Raw genomic sequence first — 18,788 nt, 5'->3', positions numbered from 1 at the left:
GATTTTATTCTTGACGCTTTATTTGTATCAGGCTTTTCGTGAATTGGTATTAGCGGTTCGTTTTTTTATCAATCAAATTAATTTGCCATATTTTATTTTGAAAACCTAACAATTAGGGTATCATATTATCTGAAATCATATGTTAATCAATACTGCTTGAACTTGCTGCCGACTTACGTAACTTGCCAAACAACACTTCGGCAAGCTCCGTGACCAGATGAATTCGACCCCCTAGATTTATCTGCGGGGTTATTGATTTTGAATTCCCCAAAGAGGGTGCAACTACCAACAAGGAGGAAAAAGAATTGCTCACAGTTGATAGCGAAACGGAACTACAACTAACTGCTGACGTGCTGGTAATTGGTGGCGGGCCTGCCGCAGCCTGGGCAGCATCGGCCGCCGCCGCTCAAGGTGTGAAAGTCATCATTGCCGATAAAGGCTATTTGGGTACGAGTGGAGCTGCGGCAGCCAGTGGGAATGGCATCATGGCCCCTTCTCCAGAACATTGGGACAAAGTTGTATCGGAACGTTACCTCGTAGGGAAGAACCTCGCTAACTTACGTTGGATCGAGCGTGTCATCGAAAAAACTTGGTTGAGTTTGCCCCTAGTGGAAGATTGGGGCTATCGTTTCCCGAAAGAAAATGGGGAATCTGTACGCCAAAGTTATTATGGCCCGGAATATATGCGGGTACTTCGCAAACACCTGTTACGTGTGGGTGTGCAAATTCTCGACCAAAGCCCGGCTCTAGAACTACTATTAGCTGAGGACGGCTCGGTAGCTGGAGCTAGAGGTGTACAGCGGCAAAATCATCGCACCTATACCGTTCGCGCTGGTGCAGTAGTTCTGGCGAATGGTGGTTGTGCATTCTTGAGTAAAGTCTTAGGTTGCAATACGAATACAGGTGATGGATTGCTGATGGCGGTGGAAGCTGGTGGTGAACTCTCTAGTATGGAGGCTTCTAATCACTATGCCATCTCAACTGCTTTTAATGCCACAGTCACAAGGGGTGTTCCTTTTGGTTGGGCTAGTTATACCGATGAAGCAGGTAACGATTTAGGTGGCTATATCAATGGTCGTCGCGATCCCGCGTTCCTCCCTAACGCCCTCTTGAAAGGCCCTGTTTATGCTCGTTTGGATCGAGCCACACCTGAAGTCAAGGCAGTGATTGAAAAGTCTCATTTCATCGCCTTTTTACCCTATAAAAAAGCTGGCATTGACCCCTATAAAGAACGAGTACCTGTAACACTGGTTTTAGAAGGTACAGTTCGGGGTACAGGTGGAATTCGGATTATCAATGATAATTGCGGTACAAAAGTACCTGGACTCTACGCTGCTGGTGATGCCGCATCGCGGGAATTTTTAGCAGGTTTAGCTTCTGGGGGTGGTGGCCCTAATGCTGCTTGGGCAATCTCTACAGGACAATGGGCTGGAGAAGGTGCAGCCGCCTTTGCCAAGAGTCTAGGTGCTCATGCTCATGAACGGGTTGTACGTCCTGCGGGTCAAGCGGGAATGCGTTCCCAGTCTACCACCACTGAAACATTCGATAGTCAGGCGATCGTGCGTGGTGTCCAAGCTGAGGTGTTCCCCTTAGAAAAGAATTACTTGCGTTCTGAGCAGAAACTTTTAGATTCTCTCGCTAAATTAGAAACCCTGTGGCAGCAAGTACAAGGGAATCCAAAACAAGATACCGTGCGCGATGTTGAATTTTCTCGGCGAGCTGCTGCTCTGGTGGCTGTAGCCCGATGGGGATATTTTAGTGCTTTACATCGCACGGAAACCCGCAGCGAACATATTCGTGTAGATTATCCCGAAACCGATCCCAATCAGCGTTATTACCAAGCTACAGGCGGCTTAGACAAGCTGTGGGTGAGACGGGATTGGATTAAGGATGCAACAGCTACACCATCAGTATTAACAACTCAAACTACAGCTTCAGTATCATGATCGAGCTTGTCAGCCATCAACTGTGCATTAATTGCAATGTCTGCGTTCAAGTATGCCCTACCAACGTCTTTGATGCAGTTCCCAACCAACCACCTGCGATCGCTCGGCAGGAAGACTGTCAAACTTGTTTCATGTGTGAAGCATACTGTCCAGCAGATGCACTCTATGTTGCACCCCAATCTCATACTAATGTTGCAGTCAACGAGGATGATTTAATTGAAAGTGACATTATGGGTGAATATCGTCGCATCTTAGGTTGGGGATATGGCAGAAAAAACAATAGTGAATTAGATACTGCGCATAAACTTCGTCAACTACCACGTCCCTATCAAAGTTAGTTGACTGTTGACGGTTGACTGTTAACAGTTAACCGTCAACGATTTGAAACAGAATAATTTCTTTTGTTGTTTTTCATAAATGAAGCATCTTTGTATCATTTTTGATTTAGATGGAACGTTAGTTGACAGTGAGAGGCTTTGTAATCAAGCATTTATCGATCTGCTACCTTTTATCAATGAGTCAGTTGACAGTCTGATTCTTAGATATCGTGGCAGAAAGCTAGCTTTAATTTTAGCTGACATAGAAATGAGGTATGGCGAAAAGCTGCCCAGAGATTTTGAGGTAACATATCGCCACAGGGTGAATGAATTATTTGAATTTTACTTGCAACCAATAACAGGTGTTCCAGAGATGTTAAAAACCTTAGAATATCCTGCTTGTGTAGCTTCAAGCGCGCCCATAGCAAAAATTCGCCAGGCTCTTAATGTAACAAATCTATCGCATTACTTTGGCGTAGACGCGGAGCGGCTTGTCGTCAGACATCGCTTGTTTAGTTCTTATGATGTAGGCTCGTGGAAACCCGCTCCCGGTTTATTTTTGTACGCAGCAGATAAAATGGGATTCTCGCCCGAATCTTGTGTTGTCATTGAAGATAGCGATGTAGGAATTCAAGCCGCATATTCAGCCGGAATCTATGCTTTGAAATATTCTCATGAGGAGGGAGCAGAGGAACAAAATCATGTATTCTCTAACATGAGATATCTGATCAAACGGCTCGATAAAATTTACTTAATGAAATGCGATCGCTCATAACTAGCGAAGAATATGTAATAAGTTTATGACTTTTGGTGACAGGGCATATCGATAACCGTTGTCTGAATCAGGAATCCTTCTATCATGATACTTGAGGAGTTTTCCGGCTATATCAATGCCAGCAAACAAAGTTCTTGACTTATTTTTGCTTAAGAGGTAGGTTATCAATATTGTCTTAAAATACGGTAAAACTATCGATATATAGTATGACACAAATTTAAAACAATATAAACTTGTTTAAATTAATGCAAATTCCTGGCAATTTTTGATGAATGAAAAAACTGCTAATTTTTTGCATATTAATAGACTGATGAATATTTATCAGCAATACTGAGTCATTTTTATTTCTTCTTGTTAGCAGTCAACACCACTGTGTTAAGTAAAAGTTTTTTAGCGCTGTTATTGGTTGTAGGAGTAGCGATCGCTCTCATAATTCCTCCTGCCTTTGCCGCTACTGTAAATCCCTGTCCCCCAGAAATGGTAATGATTCCCGGTGGGAAATTCACGATGGGGTCAGATAATTCAGGTTATATAGAAGAACTCTCAGATCAAGAGGTAAGAGTTAGTTCCTTTTGTATCGATAAATATGAGGTGACAAATTCACAATTTGCAGCGTTTGTCAAAGCAACAGGCTATGTCACAGTTGCAGAACGCCCCTTATCAAAGGAACAGTTTCCCGACTTGCCAGATGAGCAGAGATTACCCGGTTCTTTAGTTTTTGCAATAGCACAACCAGGAGCAAAGCAACTGAGTTGGTGGCATTGGCAGACTGGGGCGAATTGGCAAAATCCGTTTGGCAGAGAGATCGCACATCCAGGCAACTATCCAGTCGTTCATATTGCCTACGAAGACGCTGTAGCTTACGCCCAATGGGCAGGAAAATCACTACCCACCGAAGCCCAGTGGGAATACGCTGCTCGTGGTGGGTTAAATGGTGCAACTTATGCTTGGGGCGATCAATACTCGGAGAAAAAAGCCAATACTTGGCAAGGAATCTTTCCGTTTTTCAATACCAAAAAAGATGGTTACGCAGGTATTGCCCCCGTTGGTTCCTTTCCACCCAACGGTTATGGTCTTTATGACATGACAGGTAATGTCTGGGAATTAACATCCGATTGGTTTATGCCAGGACACAACCACAAAACCCACAGTGTCAATCCTACAGGCCCGGAACAAAGTTTTGACCCCAATAAACCCACCGAAAAAGCCCTACACGTAATTAAAGGTGGCTCTTATTTGTGTGCGCCTAACTATTGCAGCCGCTTCCGTCCAGCAGCGCGAGAATCTCAAGCCCCGGATACGGGAACCACTCATATCGGATTTCGCTTAGTGAAGAACCTGACTACAGAAAGGATAAAGAATGAAGTTTAAATCCAAGCACTGGAAATTGTTTCGAGAAATTGCCAAGGCGATCGCTTTATCTTTGCTAATCGCTTTGTTAACGATCAATAGCCCCGCCCTAGCTGCTACATCTGAGGTATTACCCCTGCCTGTACCAGAGTTTAAGGGTAAAATCGGCCTCACCTATAAAGATTCACAACCAGACTTTCCCCAATCCATCGCTGCCCCAGCCAAAGCGCCCAACGTCTTGCTAGTCATATTAGATGATGTCGGCTTTGGACAAGCCAGTACCTTTGGTGGCCCGGTAGACACTCCAAATTTGACACGCCTAGCCGAAAAAGGATTACGCTACAACCAATTTCACACCACAGCCCTGTGTTCGCCTACCAGGGCAGCTTTGTTAACTGGACGCAATCACCATTCAGTGAATACAGGGGTAGTTGAGGAATTAGCTACAGGTTATCCTGGCTACACAACGATTTTGCCCAAGAGTGCTGCCACCGTTGCCGAAATCCTGCGACAAAATGGCTATAACACAGCCGCTTTCGGTAAATGGCACAACACCCCAGATTTTGAAACTAGCGCTGCCGGGCCTTTCGATCGCTGGCCTACAGGCTTAGGATTTGAGTATTTTTACGGCTTCCTTGGTGGTGATACTAACCAGTGGAGTCCGGCTTTAGTGGAAAATACTAAGCGTATAGACAAACCTAATAAGCCAGATTATCACCTAACTCCTGACTTAGTAGACCATGCGATCGCCTGGATTCGCAACCAACAATCCATTGCGCCAGAAAAACCCTTTTTCGCCTATCTCGCTACCGGAGCTACCCACGCACCCCACCACGCCCCCAAAGAGTGGATTGACAAGTACAAAGGCAAATTTGACCAAGGCTGGGATCAATTACGCGAAGAAACCTTTGCCCGACAAAAACAACTGGGTGTAATTCTTGCTAATGCCCAACTCACCCCGCGCCCTCAAGAATTGCCAGCGTGGGATTCCCTCTCAGCAGAACAGCAAAAACTCTATGCCCACATGGCCGAAGTATTTGCTGGATTTTTAGGTCATACAGATTATGAAGTAGGTAGGCTAATTAATGCCGTTGACCAACTGGGTGAACTGGATAACACCTTAGTAATTTACGTTGTCGGAGATAACGGTGCTAGTGCAGAAGGCGGATTAACAGGTAGCGTCAACGAACTCCAAGTTTTCAATGGTGTACCCGAAAATCTGCAACAACTACTGGCTGCCTATGATGACTTGGGTAGCCCCAAAACATTTAACCATTTTCCTGCTGCTTGGGCATGGGCAGTTAGCAGTCCCTTCCAGTGGACAAAGCAAATTGCCTCTCACTTTGGTGGTACTCGCAACCCCTTGGTGATTTCCTGGGGCGCAAATATTAAAGACCAAGGTGGCATCCGTAGCCAATTTCATCATGTCATTGATATTGCACCCACCATTTTAGAAGTAGCGGGAATTACTGTCCCGAAAGAAGTGAATGGTGTCAAACAACAACCAATTGAGGGCACTAGCCTTGCTTATACCTTCGATAATCCTGATGTACCTTCTCATCGCCAAACCCAGTATTTCGAGATGCTGGGCAACCGAGCCATTTACGATCACGGTTGGATAGCGGCGGCGCGTCATGGTCGCTTACCTTGGGAACGAACTACAAAAGGCAGCTTTGATACAGATGAGTGGGAACTGTACAACATTGCCGAAGATTTTAGCGAGGCGAATAATCTAGCCAAGGCAAACCCCGATAAGCTAGAAAAACTGCAAAAGTTGTTTTTAAAAGAAGCCCAGAAGCATAACGTATTACCACTAGACGATCGCCTTGCTGAAAGGTTTGATGTGAAAATTCGTCCCAACCTCACCAGAGGACGCACAACATTCACCTACTATCCTGGTACAGTTGGTATCCCAGAAGGTAGCGCCCCAAATTTAAAAAATCGCTCCTTCAGTATTACAGCTAATGTAGAAGTTCCGGAAAACGGCGCAGAAGGTGTCCTCTTGACTCAAGGTGGTCGCTTTGCTGGCTGGAGTTTTTTCCTTGAGGATGGCAAGCCTACATATATTTATAACTATGCCAATACAGCCCGCTACATCATTCAATCAAGAGAAAAACTGCCTCCTGGTAAATCTATAATCCGGTTCAATTTTGATTATGACGGTGGTGTAGGTGCAGGCGGAATCGGCAAATTATTCATTAATGACCAACTCTTAGCTGAAGGTCGAGTTGATAAAACCATCGCTTACCGTTTAGCTCTAGACGAAACCTTTGATGTGGGAAGAGACACAGGTACTCCCGTTGTTGACACCTACCAAGTACCCTTTACCTTCACAGGTAACTTACAACAAGTCAGCCTGGAGTTGAAGTAGTCAAGATTGGGGCATGGAAATGAGGAAGCAGCGCCTCGACTCCGCTCGGCGACCGAGGGTACAGGAGAAATAATAATGCCCAATGCCCAATGACCCATGCCCCATAACCAATCCTCCTATAAATCATGAATGAAATATTAGTAATAATCGACAAACTTGCACTATTCACATTCATTGTTTTCACTATGTTAGGTGCAGGTTTAAGCCTAACAATACAACAAATTTGGGAACCACTCCGCAGCCCTAGGCTTGTCATCTTGTCTTTGCTAACAAATTTTGTATTGGTGCCAGTTTTTGTTTATTTGCTAGTACAAATAGTGCCTCTTAGTGAAGGACTCAGAGATGGTTTACTTATCATGGCAGTAGCATCAGGCCCGCCAGCTTTGCCTAAACTTGCTCAAATAGTTAAGGGCAATATAGCCTTTTCTGTGGGATTAATGATGTTGCTGATACTTGGCACTATTTTTTATATGCCAATAGTACTGCCCTTAGTGGTGCAAGGTGTGGAAATCAACTCTTGGGATATTGCAAAACCCTTGTTATTGATGATGGTCATTCCCTTAGTAATTGGACTATTCATCAAAGCCAAATTTGCGGCGATCGCTCCGACTATCCGGCCTATTTTATTCAAATTATCTAATGCAGGATTACTTTTAGGTTTAGCAGTCAGATTAATAATTCACACTACGGACATTATCGGTTTATTAAAAACAGGTGCAATCGTTGTTTGTGCAGTATTTATTATCTTTTCCTTTAGCGTTGGTTATCTTTTAGGCGGGCCTGGTCTTGACACTCAAAGAGTGCTAGGAGTCGGAACAGCCCAACGCAATTTTGCAGCAGCATTATTAGTAGGTACAAGTAATTTTGACGATCCCAGTGTGGTGAGCATCATCATGGTGACGAGTATATTAATGATGGTGACAGTTATCATTGCCGGGCCAAAGTTTATAGAAATAGACCAACCAAAGGATGGAGACATCAAACAGTTAGAGACACCAGGATAAACGTATCTTATTTACTAGTGAAAAATAGAGAAAATATTACTTTAAAAATTTATTTTTATTAAAATAAATCAAAAATATCTTTAAATAGTAATACCAATTCTTCGTAAAGTTGCATAGAGTTTTACCCCTCCCCAACCCTGCTATTGCTAAAGGGAGGGTGTGCGTTAGCGCGGGTGGGTTTTTTATTCTAGAAAATTCCTTGGCGATCGCTCTTAAATATTTAAGAATATTTAGTTATTACTCCTATGGTAAAATCCTAAATTTGAGGCAACAACATGGGTAAAAATCGGTTCGAGCTTGTGATTTTTGATTGTGATGGAGTTTTGGTGGATAGCGAACCAATTCTTAATCGCATTTTTGCAGAAACGCTCACTGAAGCTGGCTTTCCTATCACCTATGCAGAAGTAACTCAAAAATTTATTGGCAAGTCCTTAAAAACCTGTTTAGAGATTATCGAGACATCTTACAACAAACCATTGCCCAAAAACTTTGTGGAACTTTGTAAAGAGCGAGAAATCGCTCCCTTGCAGCAAGAACTAAAACCAGTTCCAGGCATTAGCGAAGTATTGGAGCAGATTACATTACCCAAATGTGTGGCATCAAATAGCAGCCACCGTCATATTCAAATGGTATTGAAATTAACGGAGTTGCTGCATCAATTTGATGGCAATTTATATAGTGCTAATGATGTTTCGCGCCCTAAACCTTTTCCCGATGTGTATCTCTATGCAGCCGAGCAAATGAACGAAAATCCGGAGGATTGTGTTGTAATTGAAGATTCTGTACCGGGCGTACAAGCAGCATCCGCCGCAGGAATGACCGTTTTTGGCTATGCTCAACATAGCGATGTCTCACGACAAGCCGCTGCGCGTCTACGCACTGCTCTTTTTGATGCTGGAGCCAAGATAGTTTTTAACGATATGCGGCAGCTTGCTCAAATGCTGTAGCTGGGGATTGGGAATTTAGAGTTCCCCCTGTCCCCTGCATCCTCCAGCCTTAAAAGAATCCTCTCTCCGGCAGCGGTTTGTCGTTAATTTCATATTCTCCAATGGCACGGGCTTTGAACTTTTAATCTCCGATATCTAGCTTGTGTAACCTGAGTTCGGGATAAGAAATCCTCAAACCCCTTGATTTTTCGTTGTCTGGTCTGAAACTTTGTTTTCATATATTTTCAATAAGGCATGTTGTTGATATTAATCTCATTTGTGAACCTTATTGACGAAACGATTCCACTTTAATCACTTCTTTTACCACTTAGAATTTTGCTCAATCTATACACAATAAGCTTTTTAGCTTCTGGCTTAACCCGAACTCAGGTTTGTGTAATTCTTTAGGCGAGAACCGCTTGGCATTTTTCGCGAGTATATCGGCTTTCTGGGCGTTCCAAGCCATAATCCTCCCGCAGAGTGCAGCCAGTATACTCAGTGTGGAAAATTAAGCGGCGGCACAGTTCTGGGACTACAAAATCAACGAACGTTTCTAGTCCTGAGGCGATCGCACTATCCATAGCCAGCGAGTTTTTCATTCGTAGCAGATGGTGCGCCCTCTGTGGGGCTGCATCTTTGCAACATATCCAACCGCCAAAATCAGCGATCGCTCTCGAAGAAGCGGTTGGCGGGACGCGCCAGTCCCAAATTTTCCCGCAGCGTCTTCCCCTCATACTCTTTACGGAAAAGCCCACGCCTTTGCAGTTCTGGTACAACCTTGTCTACAAAATCGTTCAAACCTTCAGGCAGAAAAGAGAACATGATGTTGAAGCCGTCAGATCCTTCTTCAGTCAACCATTGCTCCATCTCATCGGCGATGGTTTGAGGCGTACCGATAAAAGCCAGTCCGCCGTAACTACCGAAACGTTGCGCCAGCTGCCGAATAGTTAGCTTTTCATGTTGCGCCAGCGCTATTACTCGTTCTCTTGCACTTTTACTGCCGTTGGTTTGGGGGATTTCTGGCAAGGGACCGTCCGGATCGAAACCGGAAACATCATAGCCAAGGGCACTATTCAAGCTGGCGATCCCACTGTCATAGTGTACTAGACTGTCTAAATGTTTACGCTTGGCGATCGCTTCTTCCATAGTTTCGCCCACGATGGTTAAAGCCCCTGGAAGAATTTTGATGCTGTCTGGGTCACGTCCAATTGCCCGTGCCCGTCCCTTAATGTCAGCAAATAAAGCCTTACCTGCCTCCAGATTACCAGCTGGTGCAAACACGACCTCAGCGGTTTCCGCAGCTAATTGTCGTCCTGCATCCGATGCACCCGCCTGGACGATCACAGGCCAACCTTGGACAGGTCTAGCAATGTTCAATGGCCCGCGCACCGAGAGATATTTTCCCTGATGACCCAGAACGTGAACTTTCTCAGGATCGAAATAAATTCCCAATTCTACATCCCGGATAAATGCATCATCGGCGAAAGAATCCCAAAGACCTGTGACAACATCATAGAATTCCCTAGCCCGTGTGTAGCGTTCGTCATGCTCTATTTCTTCTTTTAAACCGAAGTTGAGCGCTGCGTCTGGATTGGATGTAGTGACGATGTTCCAGCCGGCGCGACCACCGCTAATATGGTCGAGAGATGCAAAGCGACGAGCGATGTGGAAAGGTGCGTCATAGGTCGTGGAAGCTGTAGCTACTAGGCCGATGTGTTCGGTAACGCTGGCGAGGGCAGAAAGCAGAGTGAAAGGCTCGAAGGAAGTGACGGTGTGACTGCGCTTGAGAGCGTTGATAGGCATATTCAGCAGCGCCAAGTGATCGGCCATGAAAAAAGCGTCAAATTTGCCCTGCTCTAGTTTCTGGATAAATTGTTTCTGCGCCGGGAAGTTGAAATTGGCATCAGGTAAAGCCCCAGGATAACGCCAAGCACCTGTATGTATGCTTACCGGACGCATGAATGCACCTAGTTTCAATTGCTTTGCTCCGCTCATTAGCCCTCCGTCACACAATGCAAGGATTTTGGATTTTAGGTATTAAATTAGTGTTCTTCTACCTGGCGTTGAATTTCATTAATTAGAATGTATCCTAATAGTCTAAATATGCGATCGCGGCTATATTGAGCATGTGCGCCATCATCTCCCAACTTTCATCTCAAAAACAGTTGTAAGCGTAAGTCGTCTGGAACTAAGTTAGCGATCGCCAATTTTTCTAGTCTCTACATTAGGTTTAATTCACAAATCTTTATTAGAGATATTAACCTAATTTTTATATAGGGTTTTTACCAGATTCATTTGACAAAATCAAGTATTATTAGTGACAATTTTATCAAAAATTATGATATTTAAACTATCCTCCAACTGCAAAAGTTCACCTACCATCCAGTAGTCTATTCCTAGACAAAGATTTTCTACAATCTCACCTATTCCACTTATATTTGCTCGATTTAATCTGCTGTTTAAGCTTCGTTAATTAGCAAAGGTATTGAGCAAAATGTATAGTTTATTGACAAAGAGCTTGTATCTTATTTGTATTTCAATTATTATTATTACATTAATCTACTGCAAGTCAATCGACAATAAGTATTTTTTAATCTACTGCAATTGGCATAGCCACGTACAGAAGACATCAGTTGTAGATGTCTTCTGGCTTTACTATCAAATTTCTATCTGATTTTTCAAATCCACGTAGTAGTGTTGGTATGACCAATCATACAACTAAGCTCTAAGTAGAGATGATAGTTTCAAGAATCAAAAGAGATTCCCATATCAGAAATTAGGTGTTGAACTTAGCCGCAACAGATAACCTTTGTGTATAAGTCTTGAGTCCAAATTATCTGCAATCAAAAGGCCATAAAATATGAGCTTCAACAGCCAAGTTATCGATAAATCGACCTTTCAAGATTTGCCATACGTAGAGGCCAACCTCAATTACCTAGTTCCGATGGACCAAAAACCTGTCAATTATACTTATGAACCACCATCAGGAACACCCCGATCAAATACTGCCTATGAGATACACAAACTGCGAATCTACAATGCTCGTTTCATCTCAAAGGATATCTTGCTAGACCAAGAAGGATTTGCATTTACCGAGCATAATACCAATGTCCAGAACTTTTATGACGAAGACGAAGTAACTCAGGTTTATTATCCAGAAGCAGAGCAATTATTAAAAGATGTCACAGGTGCAACTAAAGTAGTGATATTCGATCGCACTCTGCGTAATGCTGATTTAAGCAAGCCAGGCGAAAATAAAATTAGAGAACCTGGCAAGCGCGTACACAACGACTTTACTGCTAAATCTGGCTATACAAGGGCGCGTTGGGAGTTAGAAAAAAGAGGCTTAGATAATGACGAGATTGAGGCACTGTTAAAACAACGATTTGCCATCATCAATGTGTGGCGCGGAATTGCTGACATAATTCAAGAATCACCATTAGCGTTGACTGATGCCAGAAGTATTGCACCACAAGAACTTGTACCGAGTGATTTAGTATATCCGGATCGCATCGGTGAAACCTACGCTGTCACATACAATCCAGAACATAAATGGTACTATTTCCCCCAAATGCGACCCAACGAAGTAATATTTATTAAATGTTTCGACTCCGCAGAAAACGGTCCTGCTCGTTTTTCTGCCCACTCAGCCTTTGACGATCCAACTAGTCCCGCAGATGCGCCTGCAAGACAAAGTATTGAGTTGCGAACATTGGTCTTTTATCCTGCATAGATGAGTTATGAGCTAAACCACATCTAGTTTGCATATCTAAAATATCTAGAGATTTCTAGAAATATTGTAGGGTGGGCTGGGCAGCCCGCCCGAATTATGCAATTTCAGCCTGAACAAAAGTAGCTGTGATACGCCACTACATTTTCATTAGACCTTTGCATAAGTCGATTTTTTGAATATCGAACCACAGATAAACGCAGATGAACACAGATAAATATCGGTGTTTATCTGTGTACCCTACGGGAAGCCACTTCGTGTCTACATCTGTGGTTTTTTTATTCTTATTCGGATTTTTGCAAGAAGTCTATTAGATAAAAAAATCGGGCGTTGCTGATTGATGGAATGAATTTTGTTTCGCGCATTCGACGTTGGGCGTTCGCTGCAAGTGTTCCCGTACCCCTACGCTTAAGCAAGCTACGCGTAGCGTCTCCGACAGGAGAAGGGTAGAATCAATCTTTAGCTTTGGTCAAAAATCTTAATTCATACTGCATTTATGCAACGCCGATTTTAGCTGTTGATAATGGATACTTGAGCCATTTTTGAGCAAAATACTTGCTCATTGAAATCTGCGATCGCTTTTACCATCCAAACATTTTATAAGAGCGATCGCCTTATTCCAAATGATGAGTAGAAGAAGAAGACAGCTATGAGGATATACTCTTGTTAGTTTCTTCCTCTACTTCTGGTCGCCGAGCGGCTTGCACTGAGCGTAGTCGAAGGGAGCCGAGGCGCTGCTTCCTCTAAGGACGATTTCCTGATGGATACTGATGCCCTAAGATGGGATGTGGTGTGTAAGGCTCTTCTAAGAATTTGAGTTCTTCTTCAGAAAGCTCTAAATCTACTGCCTCGACAGCCTCTTTGAGGTGTTCTATCTTGCTAGCGCCAATGATAGGAGAGGTGACACCTGGTTGATGCAATAGCCAAGCTAGAGCAATCTGTGTGGGTTTAACGCCTCTTTTTGCTGCTAATTCAACGACGCGATCAACTACTTGAAAATCCGAATCTTGATAGTAGAGATTGTGAGCAAATTCGTCCGTTTTTGCACGCAGAGTTTCGCCATAGTCGGCCTTGCTGCGATTTCCTGCTAAAAATCCCCGCGCCAAGGGACTCCAAGGAATAATACCAATTCCTTGATCTAGCGCTAGGGGTATAACTTCTCGTTCTTCTTCTCGATAAACTAGGTTGTAGTGATTTTGAATCGAGACAAAACGAGTCCAGCCGTGAATATCTGCTGTATAGAGGGCTTTCGCAAGTTGCCATGCAAAAACGCTAGAAATTCCTAAATAACGAACTTTACCGACTTTGACAATATCATGCAGTGCTTCTAGGGTTTCTTCAATTGGTGTTTCATAATCCCAACGGTGAATTTGGTACAAGTCTACATAATCTGTTTGTAGCCGCCGCAAAGAAGCATCAATGCTATCGAAAATATGTTTGCGAGATAGCCCTCGGTCATTCGGTCCATCACCGACTTTACCATGTACTTTGGTCGCGATCGCAACTTGATCTCGTTGAGCAAAGTCTTTCAATGCTCGTCCAACAATTTCTTCACTAGCACCCAATGAATAAACATCTGCGGTATCAAAGAAATTAATTCCCAAATCCAAAGCCAGTTTGATAAATGGGCGACTTTCTTCTTCTTCTAATACCCATTCGCGTAATTTTCGAGAGCCATAAGTCATCGTACCGAGGGTAATACGCGATACTTTTAGTCCAGTTTTGCCAAGATTTACATATTTGGTCATACTGTCTGCTCTACTTTTTTTTGGGATACTTAGTAATGTTGTGTGATATTGCTATAGCCTTTTAACAATGATTTACCTAGAGAATTGCAGGGCTATGAGCATTACTTTGCAAAAGCTAGCATAAATACTACTTTAACTCAATCGGTTTACCGGAGTTAATGAATACAAGATTAAGAATTGCATATAAATGAGAAATATGGAACAGTAAATCAGCAAATACTTGGGAGAGGCGGCTGGGTGCATCCCAGTTTTTATTTCGCAGCCAGGAAAAATTACCTGTCATTGCGTAAAGCCTTCGGCATAGCTTCGCTTAGCGCGTAGCGTCTCGTAGAGAGGAGGAACGACGAAGCAATCGCATAGACGCGTTCTTAGTTAGTGATTCTGCGATTGCTTCGCTTTACTTCGTTTCGCTTGCAATGACTGTAATTAAAAAAGTGGGATGCTCCTGAGGCGGCTTTTGGCAAAATCTGTCAGAACCGCAAAGCGATCGCCACCGAGCGTCAAATCAAGACAGATACTAAAAACCATAGTGAAAATTGTCGATACTTTGCAAATTTAAAGAGAAATTATATAGCATAATCCGGTTAGACTATAGAAATATAGTATATTAAAATTAATCTAATTATAATATACTAAATATAAGGTGTCATTAGTGTTAAATAAAATACATATTAAAGTATTAGTTAAAACTTTAAGAGATTGGTTTAACTGTACAGCAGAATATAAGGTACAGAAAACGAAAGTGTCTAATTATTCTGCCGAACTATTTAATAATATATATTCTCTAAATATAAAAACAAGACTTTAGTTAAATAATTGTAGTTATGCTAATATTTAGGAAAGCTAATATTAGTGAGAAAATTTTAGTGTTTCTCGTTTGAGTGAGTTACATCTCCTTGTGTTGAGGGGCTAGAGGCTAAGATGTACCTCATGCATATCTTTCTGAAAATACAGGATGCATTAGAGTAGTTACTGATTTCATCGGAAATGCTATTGCATTAGTTGCTGTTTTTTGTAATTTTTCAGAAATTAATTTCAATGAACTCTGTCTACCACTATCTAGAAATACAAGTGGAGGCTAGAAAGCAAAATGCGTAAGTAATGAAAATAGGAGATAGAAAGAAAATAATCATCCTAACTTCTCATTATTAGCTATTTTAGATTCATCTTCAGCGCGAGGAAAAGCATGAAAAACACTCAAGTAATAATTAATCAACCACTGAGCGTAACACCTTGCAAAGCTAACCAGAAAAAATTCACTGCTAAGAAAAAACTCACTTGCACTAAACCACCACAACCAGGTTCAACTCAAGGAAATTGCCCTTTTGATGGCGCGATGGTTTCTATTGGCGCTATTACTGATGTTGTTCATTTAGTACATGGTGCTGTTTCTTGTACACACAATCCTTGGGCAACTCATGGTAGCCTTTCATCAGGCTCGCAGTTATACCAAACTGCTTTTACTACTGACTTTAGTGAAGGTAATATCGTTTTTGGTGGAGAAAAGAAACTGTACAAAGCAATTGTAGATGTTGCTCAACGCTATCATCCATCTGCTATTTTTGTTTACGCAACTTGTGTCTCTGCTTTGATTGGTGATGATATTGAGAATGTGTGTAAACTAGCTACAAAAGCAATTAATATTCCAGTAATTGCTGTAAGTGCGCCTGGATTTCTTGGTAGTAAAAATTTAGGAAATCGCATCGGTAATGAAACTTTATTAAATGCTGTCATTGGTACAGCTGAACCGGAATTTACTACACCATTCGATATTAATATTGTTGGTGATTATAATGTTGCAGGTGAAACGTGGAATATTTTACCATTGTTTCAAAAAATGGGGATTCGCGTTCTTGCAAAAATTACAGGTGATGCGCGTTATCAAGAAGTTTGCTATGCTCATCGTGCCAAATTAAATGTAGTACTTTGCTCAAATGTAGCTATACAAATGGCTCAAACAATGGCAGAACGCTATGGAATTCTTTATATTGAAGAATCTTTCTATGGTGCAACTAACTTAAACAATTGTTTGCGGAATATTGCAGAAAAATTAAGCCTTACTTTGGGAGATACTATTCTTGCCCATGATCTGCAAGAACGTACAGAAAAGTTAATTGCCCAAGAAAATACTGCTCTCGATATTGCTTTAGCTCCTTATCTTGCCAATTTAAAAGGTAAGCGAATTCTGCTTTCTACTGGTGGTGTGAAAAGTTGGTCACTTATTTTAGCGGCTCAAGACTTAGGAATGGAAGTTATTGCAGCTACAGATGGCAAAACAACGGAAGAAGAGAAAGCTAAAATTAAACAATATCTTGGTGCAAATGGAATGCTTTTAGCTGATACAACTCCCCCAGTAATATTAAAGGTATTAAATCAAACGAAAGCCGATATATTGATTACTGGGGCTGGCAATAAATATACAGCACTCAAAGCGAGAATTCCTTTTTTAGACATTAACCATGAACGTCACCATGCTTATGCTGGTTATGCAGGTTTGTTAGTACTAGCACGTGAATTGCATGAAGTCTTGTACAGTCCTATATGGAAGCAAATTAGCAAACCTGCTCCTTGGGATGCAAAAATTAGCTATCAGTTATAGGCGCCATTTTATTCTGCAAATTCGGTGTAATCGCTCGTCTCCCACTATACTTTTAAGGTGTAGCGGGAGATGATTATTTCACAGAGATGTGCTTTGTTCTCTAAAGAGAAGCGGTTTGTTTAGCGCTCGCTCCAACGTCTGACTGTTGGCAATTGTGTAGAGAACCATAGCGCGCCTAAAATACTCAAACTACCACAGACAATTAAGGCATTAGTCGCACCAAACTTGTCTGCTAAAGTTCCAGCTAGCAAATTCCCAAATGGGATTGTACCCACATTTGCTAGGGCATAAAAACTCATGACTCGTCCGCGTTTATCCTCAGCAACTAGGGTTTGAATAATCATATTGCTACTAGTAATTTGTAGAATGCTAAAGCAGCCTGTAAACACCAGTATGATGATGGATAGCCCAACTTGACGCGATAGTGAGAAGGATATCAGACTCATGCCGATCGCAACCTGAGCGACTAAAATTACACGCTCTAAGCCTCCAATCCCTCGCCGCATACTTAGATACACACAAGCAAGCAACGATCCAATCGGTGCTGCGGTGCTGAGGTGAGCCATTGTTGTTGCATCTCCATTTAAAATCTTAGCTGCAAAGACGGGCATAAGTGCAATATGAGACATTCCGACTAAACCATTTAACGTCAGTGTGAGTAAAATTAGTCTAATTGCCTGAAAGTTGCAGACATATTCAAACCCCTCCCACAATTTCAGCAAAGTATCCCTAATACCTGTAAGGCTCTGCATCGATCTGGCTGGTAGCCGCATCGCTAGTATGGTAAGGATAGCGGGGATATAGCTGAGGGTATCGTAGAGAAAACAGTATTGTACTCCTAGCGTAGCAATCAAAATCCCGCCGAGCGCAGGCCCCAATACTAGAGAGGAACTTAACATCACAGAATTCAAGGCGATCGCATTACTCCAATCAGCGCGATCGTCTACGGTTTCGGTGACGATTGTATGGCGCACGGGCATATCTAATCCCTTGAGCAAACCATTGAGAACACTCAGTACCAATAGAATAGGAAAGGTAATCCAATTGGTAAAGGTCAGAATTGTTAACGCCAAGGAAACGCTAATTCCTAATATCTGCACCAGCATTAACAAGTCACGACGACTCCAGCGATCGGACAATATACCCGAAAAGGGAATCAGTAATAACGTCGGTAAAAATTGTACAAATCCTGCAACCCCTAATAACCAAGCGGATTTAGTCAAATCGTATACCAACCAAGGAATAGTTAACTGCTGGGTCATAAATGTCCCAGACATTGATAGTAACTGCCCGCCAAAAAACAGACGAAAGTTACGCCAGCGCAAGGCAGGTAAATAGTGGTACGTGATATTACTGATGCTTTCCCCTAATTGTCTATTCCAAATTTTCATGAGGAAAATTCATTATGGTCTACTAATAATTAGATTATCTAATAATTGGTGAATAGTCGCAAATCGCTGATCTATCTGAGCTAACACTTTTGCCCATTGAGTATTGAAAAATATAGCAAATGGTTATTGAGGGAGCGTCGTTTGACACTCGCCATTAAAAAGACAAAGGGTTGTTGACCTGACTGCTGTCGTCGATAGGTTTTCTCACTTTCTGAACCAGATTCGTGGCAATAGCTATCTGCACCTATTCGATCTGGTAGAAGAGTTCATTGTTCCTTGTGCGATCAATCATGTCAAGACCACACGATTGGAAGAAATCACTGCCACCCAAACCCAGCTTCACTCTGCTGAAGAAAGTAAGCACATTCGCCTGTTTCGCCGTTTCACTGAAGAGTTTGAAATCGGTTTTGGTAGTCGCTGTGAGGGTATCGGTCTACTACGGAATCACTGGCTGGAAGAAGCCCAGCATACGACTTTGCATATCCTGATGATAGAACAGTTATACCAATTTGAAAAATGATTGCGACAGATGGAAATTTGAAACGCTTATCCAATAGATGTTTCACAATCTAAAATACCTGAGTTCGGGTTAAAGTGTTTGAGATAAAAGCCACTCCATCTGAAGGCTTGG

Annotated in this window: 15 protein-coding genes; 10 read left to right on the top strand and 5 right to left on the bottom strand. The window is 42.4% G+C overall.

Annotated elements, in window-relative coordinates:
* Nucleotides 1-305 precede the first annotated feature (305 nt).
* The 7 genes from BV375_RS31480 to BV375_RS31450 all read left to right on the top strand — a co-directional run bounded on the left by BV375_RS31480 (nt 306) and on the right by BV375_RS31450 (nt 8,710).
* A complete protein-coding gene (locus BV375_RS31480) occupies nt 306-1,946 on the top strand; it encodes an FAD-binding protein (protein WP_243714109.1) in 1,641 nt (546 codons plus the stop codon).
* A complete protein-coding gene (locus BV375_RS31475; RefSeq protein WP_086767851.1) occupies nt 1,943-2,284 on the top strand; it encodes a 4Fe-4S binding protein in 342 nt (113 codons plus the stop codon). The genes BV375_RS31480 and BV375_RS31475 overlap by 4 nt, the downstream gene beginning before the upstream one ends.
* 79 nt (nt 2,285-2,363) lie before the next feature.
* Nucleotides 2,364-3,038: an HAD-IA family hydrolase gene (locus BV375_RS31470; protein ID WP_086767849.1), complete on the top strand. Its 675-nt coding sequence runs from the start codon at nt 2,364-2,366 to the stop codon at nt 3,036-3,038.
* Nucleotides 3,039-3,458: 420 nt separating this feature from the next.
* The gene (locus BV375_RS31465; protein ID WP_086767855.1) at nt 3,459-4,409 is read left to right on the top strand and encodes a formylglycine-generating enzyme family protein; all 951 of its coding nucleotides are present in this window, start codon (nt 3,459-3,461) and stop codon (nt 4,407-4,409) included.
* The gene (locus tag BV375_RS31460) at nt 4,399-6,759 is read left to right on the top strand and encodes an arylsulfatase (protein WP_086767848.1); all 2,361 of its coding nucleotides are present in this window, start codon (nt 4,399-4,401) and stop codon (nt 6,757-6,759) included. Before BV375_RS31465 ends, BV375_RS31460 begins: the two co-directional genes overlap by 11 nt.
* 125 nt (nt 6,760-6,884) lie before the next feature.
* Nucleotides 6,885-7,763, top strand: a complete 879-nt coding sequence (locus BV375_RS31455; RefSeq protein WP_086767846.1) for a bile acid:sodium symporter — start codon at nt 6,885-6,887, stop codon at nt 7,761-7,763.
* A 275-nt stretch (nt 7,764-8,038) separates the two neighbouring features.
* Nucleotides 8,039-8,710, top strand: coding sequence for an HAD family hydrolase (locus BV375_RS31450; RefSeq protein ID WP_086767845.1), 672 nt, complete (start codon nt 8,039-8,041; stop codon nt 8,708-8,710).
* 383 nt (nt 8,711-9,093) lie between these two features.
* Here BV375_RS31450 and BV375_RS36340 read toward each other — a convergent pair whose 3' ends face one another.
* Entirely contained in the window at nt 9,094-9,288 is a 195-nt protein-coding gene (locus BV375_RS36340) for a hypothetical protein (protein WP_134076231.1), read from the bottom strand.
* A gap of 61 nt (nt 9,289-9,349) precedes the next feature.
* Nucleotides 9,350-10,684, bottom strand: a complete 1,335-nt coding sequence (locus BV375_RS31445) for an LLM class flavin-dependent oxidoreductase (RefSeq protein ID WP_086767843.1) — start codon at nt 10,682-10,684, stop codon at nt 9,350-9,352.
* Nucleotides 10,685-11,549: 865 nt separating this feature from the next.
* On the opposite strand from BV375_RS31445, the gene BV375_RS31440 reads away from it, so the two are divergent.
* The gene (locus tag BV375_RS31440; RefSeq protein ID WP_086767841.1) at nt 11,550-12,422 is read left to right on the top strand and encodes a CmcJ/NvfI family oxidoreductase; all 873 of its coding nucleotides are present in this window, start codon (nt 11,550-11,552) and stop codon (nt 12,420-12,422) included.
* A 740-nt stretch (nt 12,423-13,162) separates the two neighbouring features.
* Here BV375_RS31440 and BV375_RS31435 read toward each other — a convergent pair.
* Nucleotides 13,163-14,167: an aldo/keto reductase gene (locus tag BV375_RS31435; RefSeq protein WP_086767839.1), complete on the bottom strand. Its 1,005-nt coding sequence runs from the start codon at nt 14,165-14,167 to the stop codon at nt 13,163-13,165.
* Nucleotides 14,168-14,294: 127 nt separating this feature from the next.
* Nucleotides 14,295-14,450, bottom strand: a complete 156-nt coding sequence (locus tag BV375_RS37360) for a hypothetical protein (protein ID WP_166507573.1) — start codon at nt 14,448-14,450, stop codon at nt 14,295-14,297.
* A 903-nt stretch (nt 14,451-15,353) separates the two neighbouring features.
* Between BV375_RS37360 and nifE the strand changes: the two genes are divergently transcribed.
* Entirely contained in the window at nt 15,354-16,766 is a 1,413-nt protein-coding gene (gene nifE, locus BV375_RS31430) for a nitrogenase iron-molybdenum cofactor biosynthesis protein NifE (protein WP_086767837.1), read from the top strand.
* Between the two features lie 119 nt (nt 16,767-16,885).
* Here nifE and BV375_RS31425 read toward each other — a convergent pair whose 3' ends face one another.
* Nucleotides 16,886-18,157, bottom strand: coding sequence for an MFS transporter (locus BV375_RS31425; protein WP_086767835.1), 1,272 nt, complete (start codon nt 18,155-18,157; stop codon nt 16,886-16,888).
* Nucleotides 18,158-18,464: 307 nt separating this feature from the next.
* On the opposite strand from BV375_RS31425, the gene BV375_RS37355 reads away from it, so the two are divergent.
* A complete protein-coding gene (locus tag BV375_RS37355; protein ID WP_086767833.1) occupies nt 18,465-18,677 on the top strand; it encodes a hypothetical protein in 213 nt (70 codons plus the stop codon).
* Nucleotides 18,678-18,788: the final 111 nt, after the last annotated feature.

Source organism: Nostoc sp. 106C, assembly GCF_002154725.1.
Lineage (GTDB): Bacteria > Cyanobacteriota > Cyanobacteriia > Cyanobacteriales > Nostocaceae > Aulosira.
Note: the sequence above shows the minus strand (reverse complement) of the source record. Positions and strands in the feature narration are given on the sequence as shown.

Excerpts from the sequence above, each read along its gene's own strand:
- BV375_RS31475 (WP_086767851.1), top strand. The coding sequence starts at position 1,943 with ATGATCGAGCTTGTCAGCCATCAACTGTGCATTAATTGCAATGTCTGC.
- BV375_RS31470 (WP_086767849.1), top strand. The coding sequence starts at position 2,364 with ATGAAGCATCTTTGTATCATTTTTGATTTAGATGGAACGTTAGTTGAC.
- BV375_RS31460 (WP_086767848.1), top strand. The coding sequence starts at position 4,399 with ATGAAGTTTAAATCCAAGCACTGGAAATTGTTTCGAGAAATTGCCAAG.
- BV375_RS31455 (WP_086767846.1), top strand. The coding sequence starts at position 6,885 with ATGAATGAAATATTAGTAATAATCGACAAACTTGCACTATTCACATTC.
- BV375_RS31450 (WP_086767845.1), top strand. The coding sequence starts at position 8,039 with ATGGGTAAAAATCGGTTCGAGCTTGTGATTTTTGATTGTGATGGAGTT.
- BV375_RS36340 (WP_134076231.1), bottom strand. The coding sequence starts at position 9,288 with ATGAAAAACTCGCTGGCTATGGATAGTGCGATCGCCTCAGGACTAGAA.
- BV375_RS31445 (WP_086767843.1), bottom strand. The coding sequence starts at position 10,684 with ATGAGCGGAGCAAAGCAATTGAAACTAGGTGCATTCATGCGTCCGGTA.
- BV375_RS31440 (WP_086767841.1), top strand. The coding sequence starts at position 11,550 with ATGAGCTTCAACAGCCAAGTTATCGATAAATCGACCTTTCAAGATTTG.
- BV375_RS31435 (WP_086767839.1), bottom strand. The coding sequence starts at position 14,167 with ATGACCAAATATGTAAATCTTGGCAAAACTGGACTAAAAGTATCGCGT.
- BV375_RS37360 (WP_166507573.1), bottom strand. The coding sequence starts at position 14,450 with ATGACAGGTAATTTTTCCTGGCTGCGAAATAAAAACTGGGATGCACCC.
- nifE (WP_086767837.1), top strand. The coding sequence starts at position 15,354 with ATGAAAAACACTCAAGTAATAATTAATCAACCACTGAGCGTAACACCT.
- BV375_RS31425 (WP_086767835.1), bottom strand. The coding sequence starts at position 18,157 with ATGAAAATTTGGAATAGACAATTAGGGGAAAGCATCAGTAATATCACG.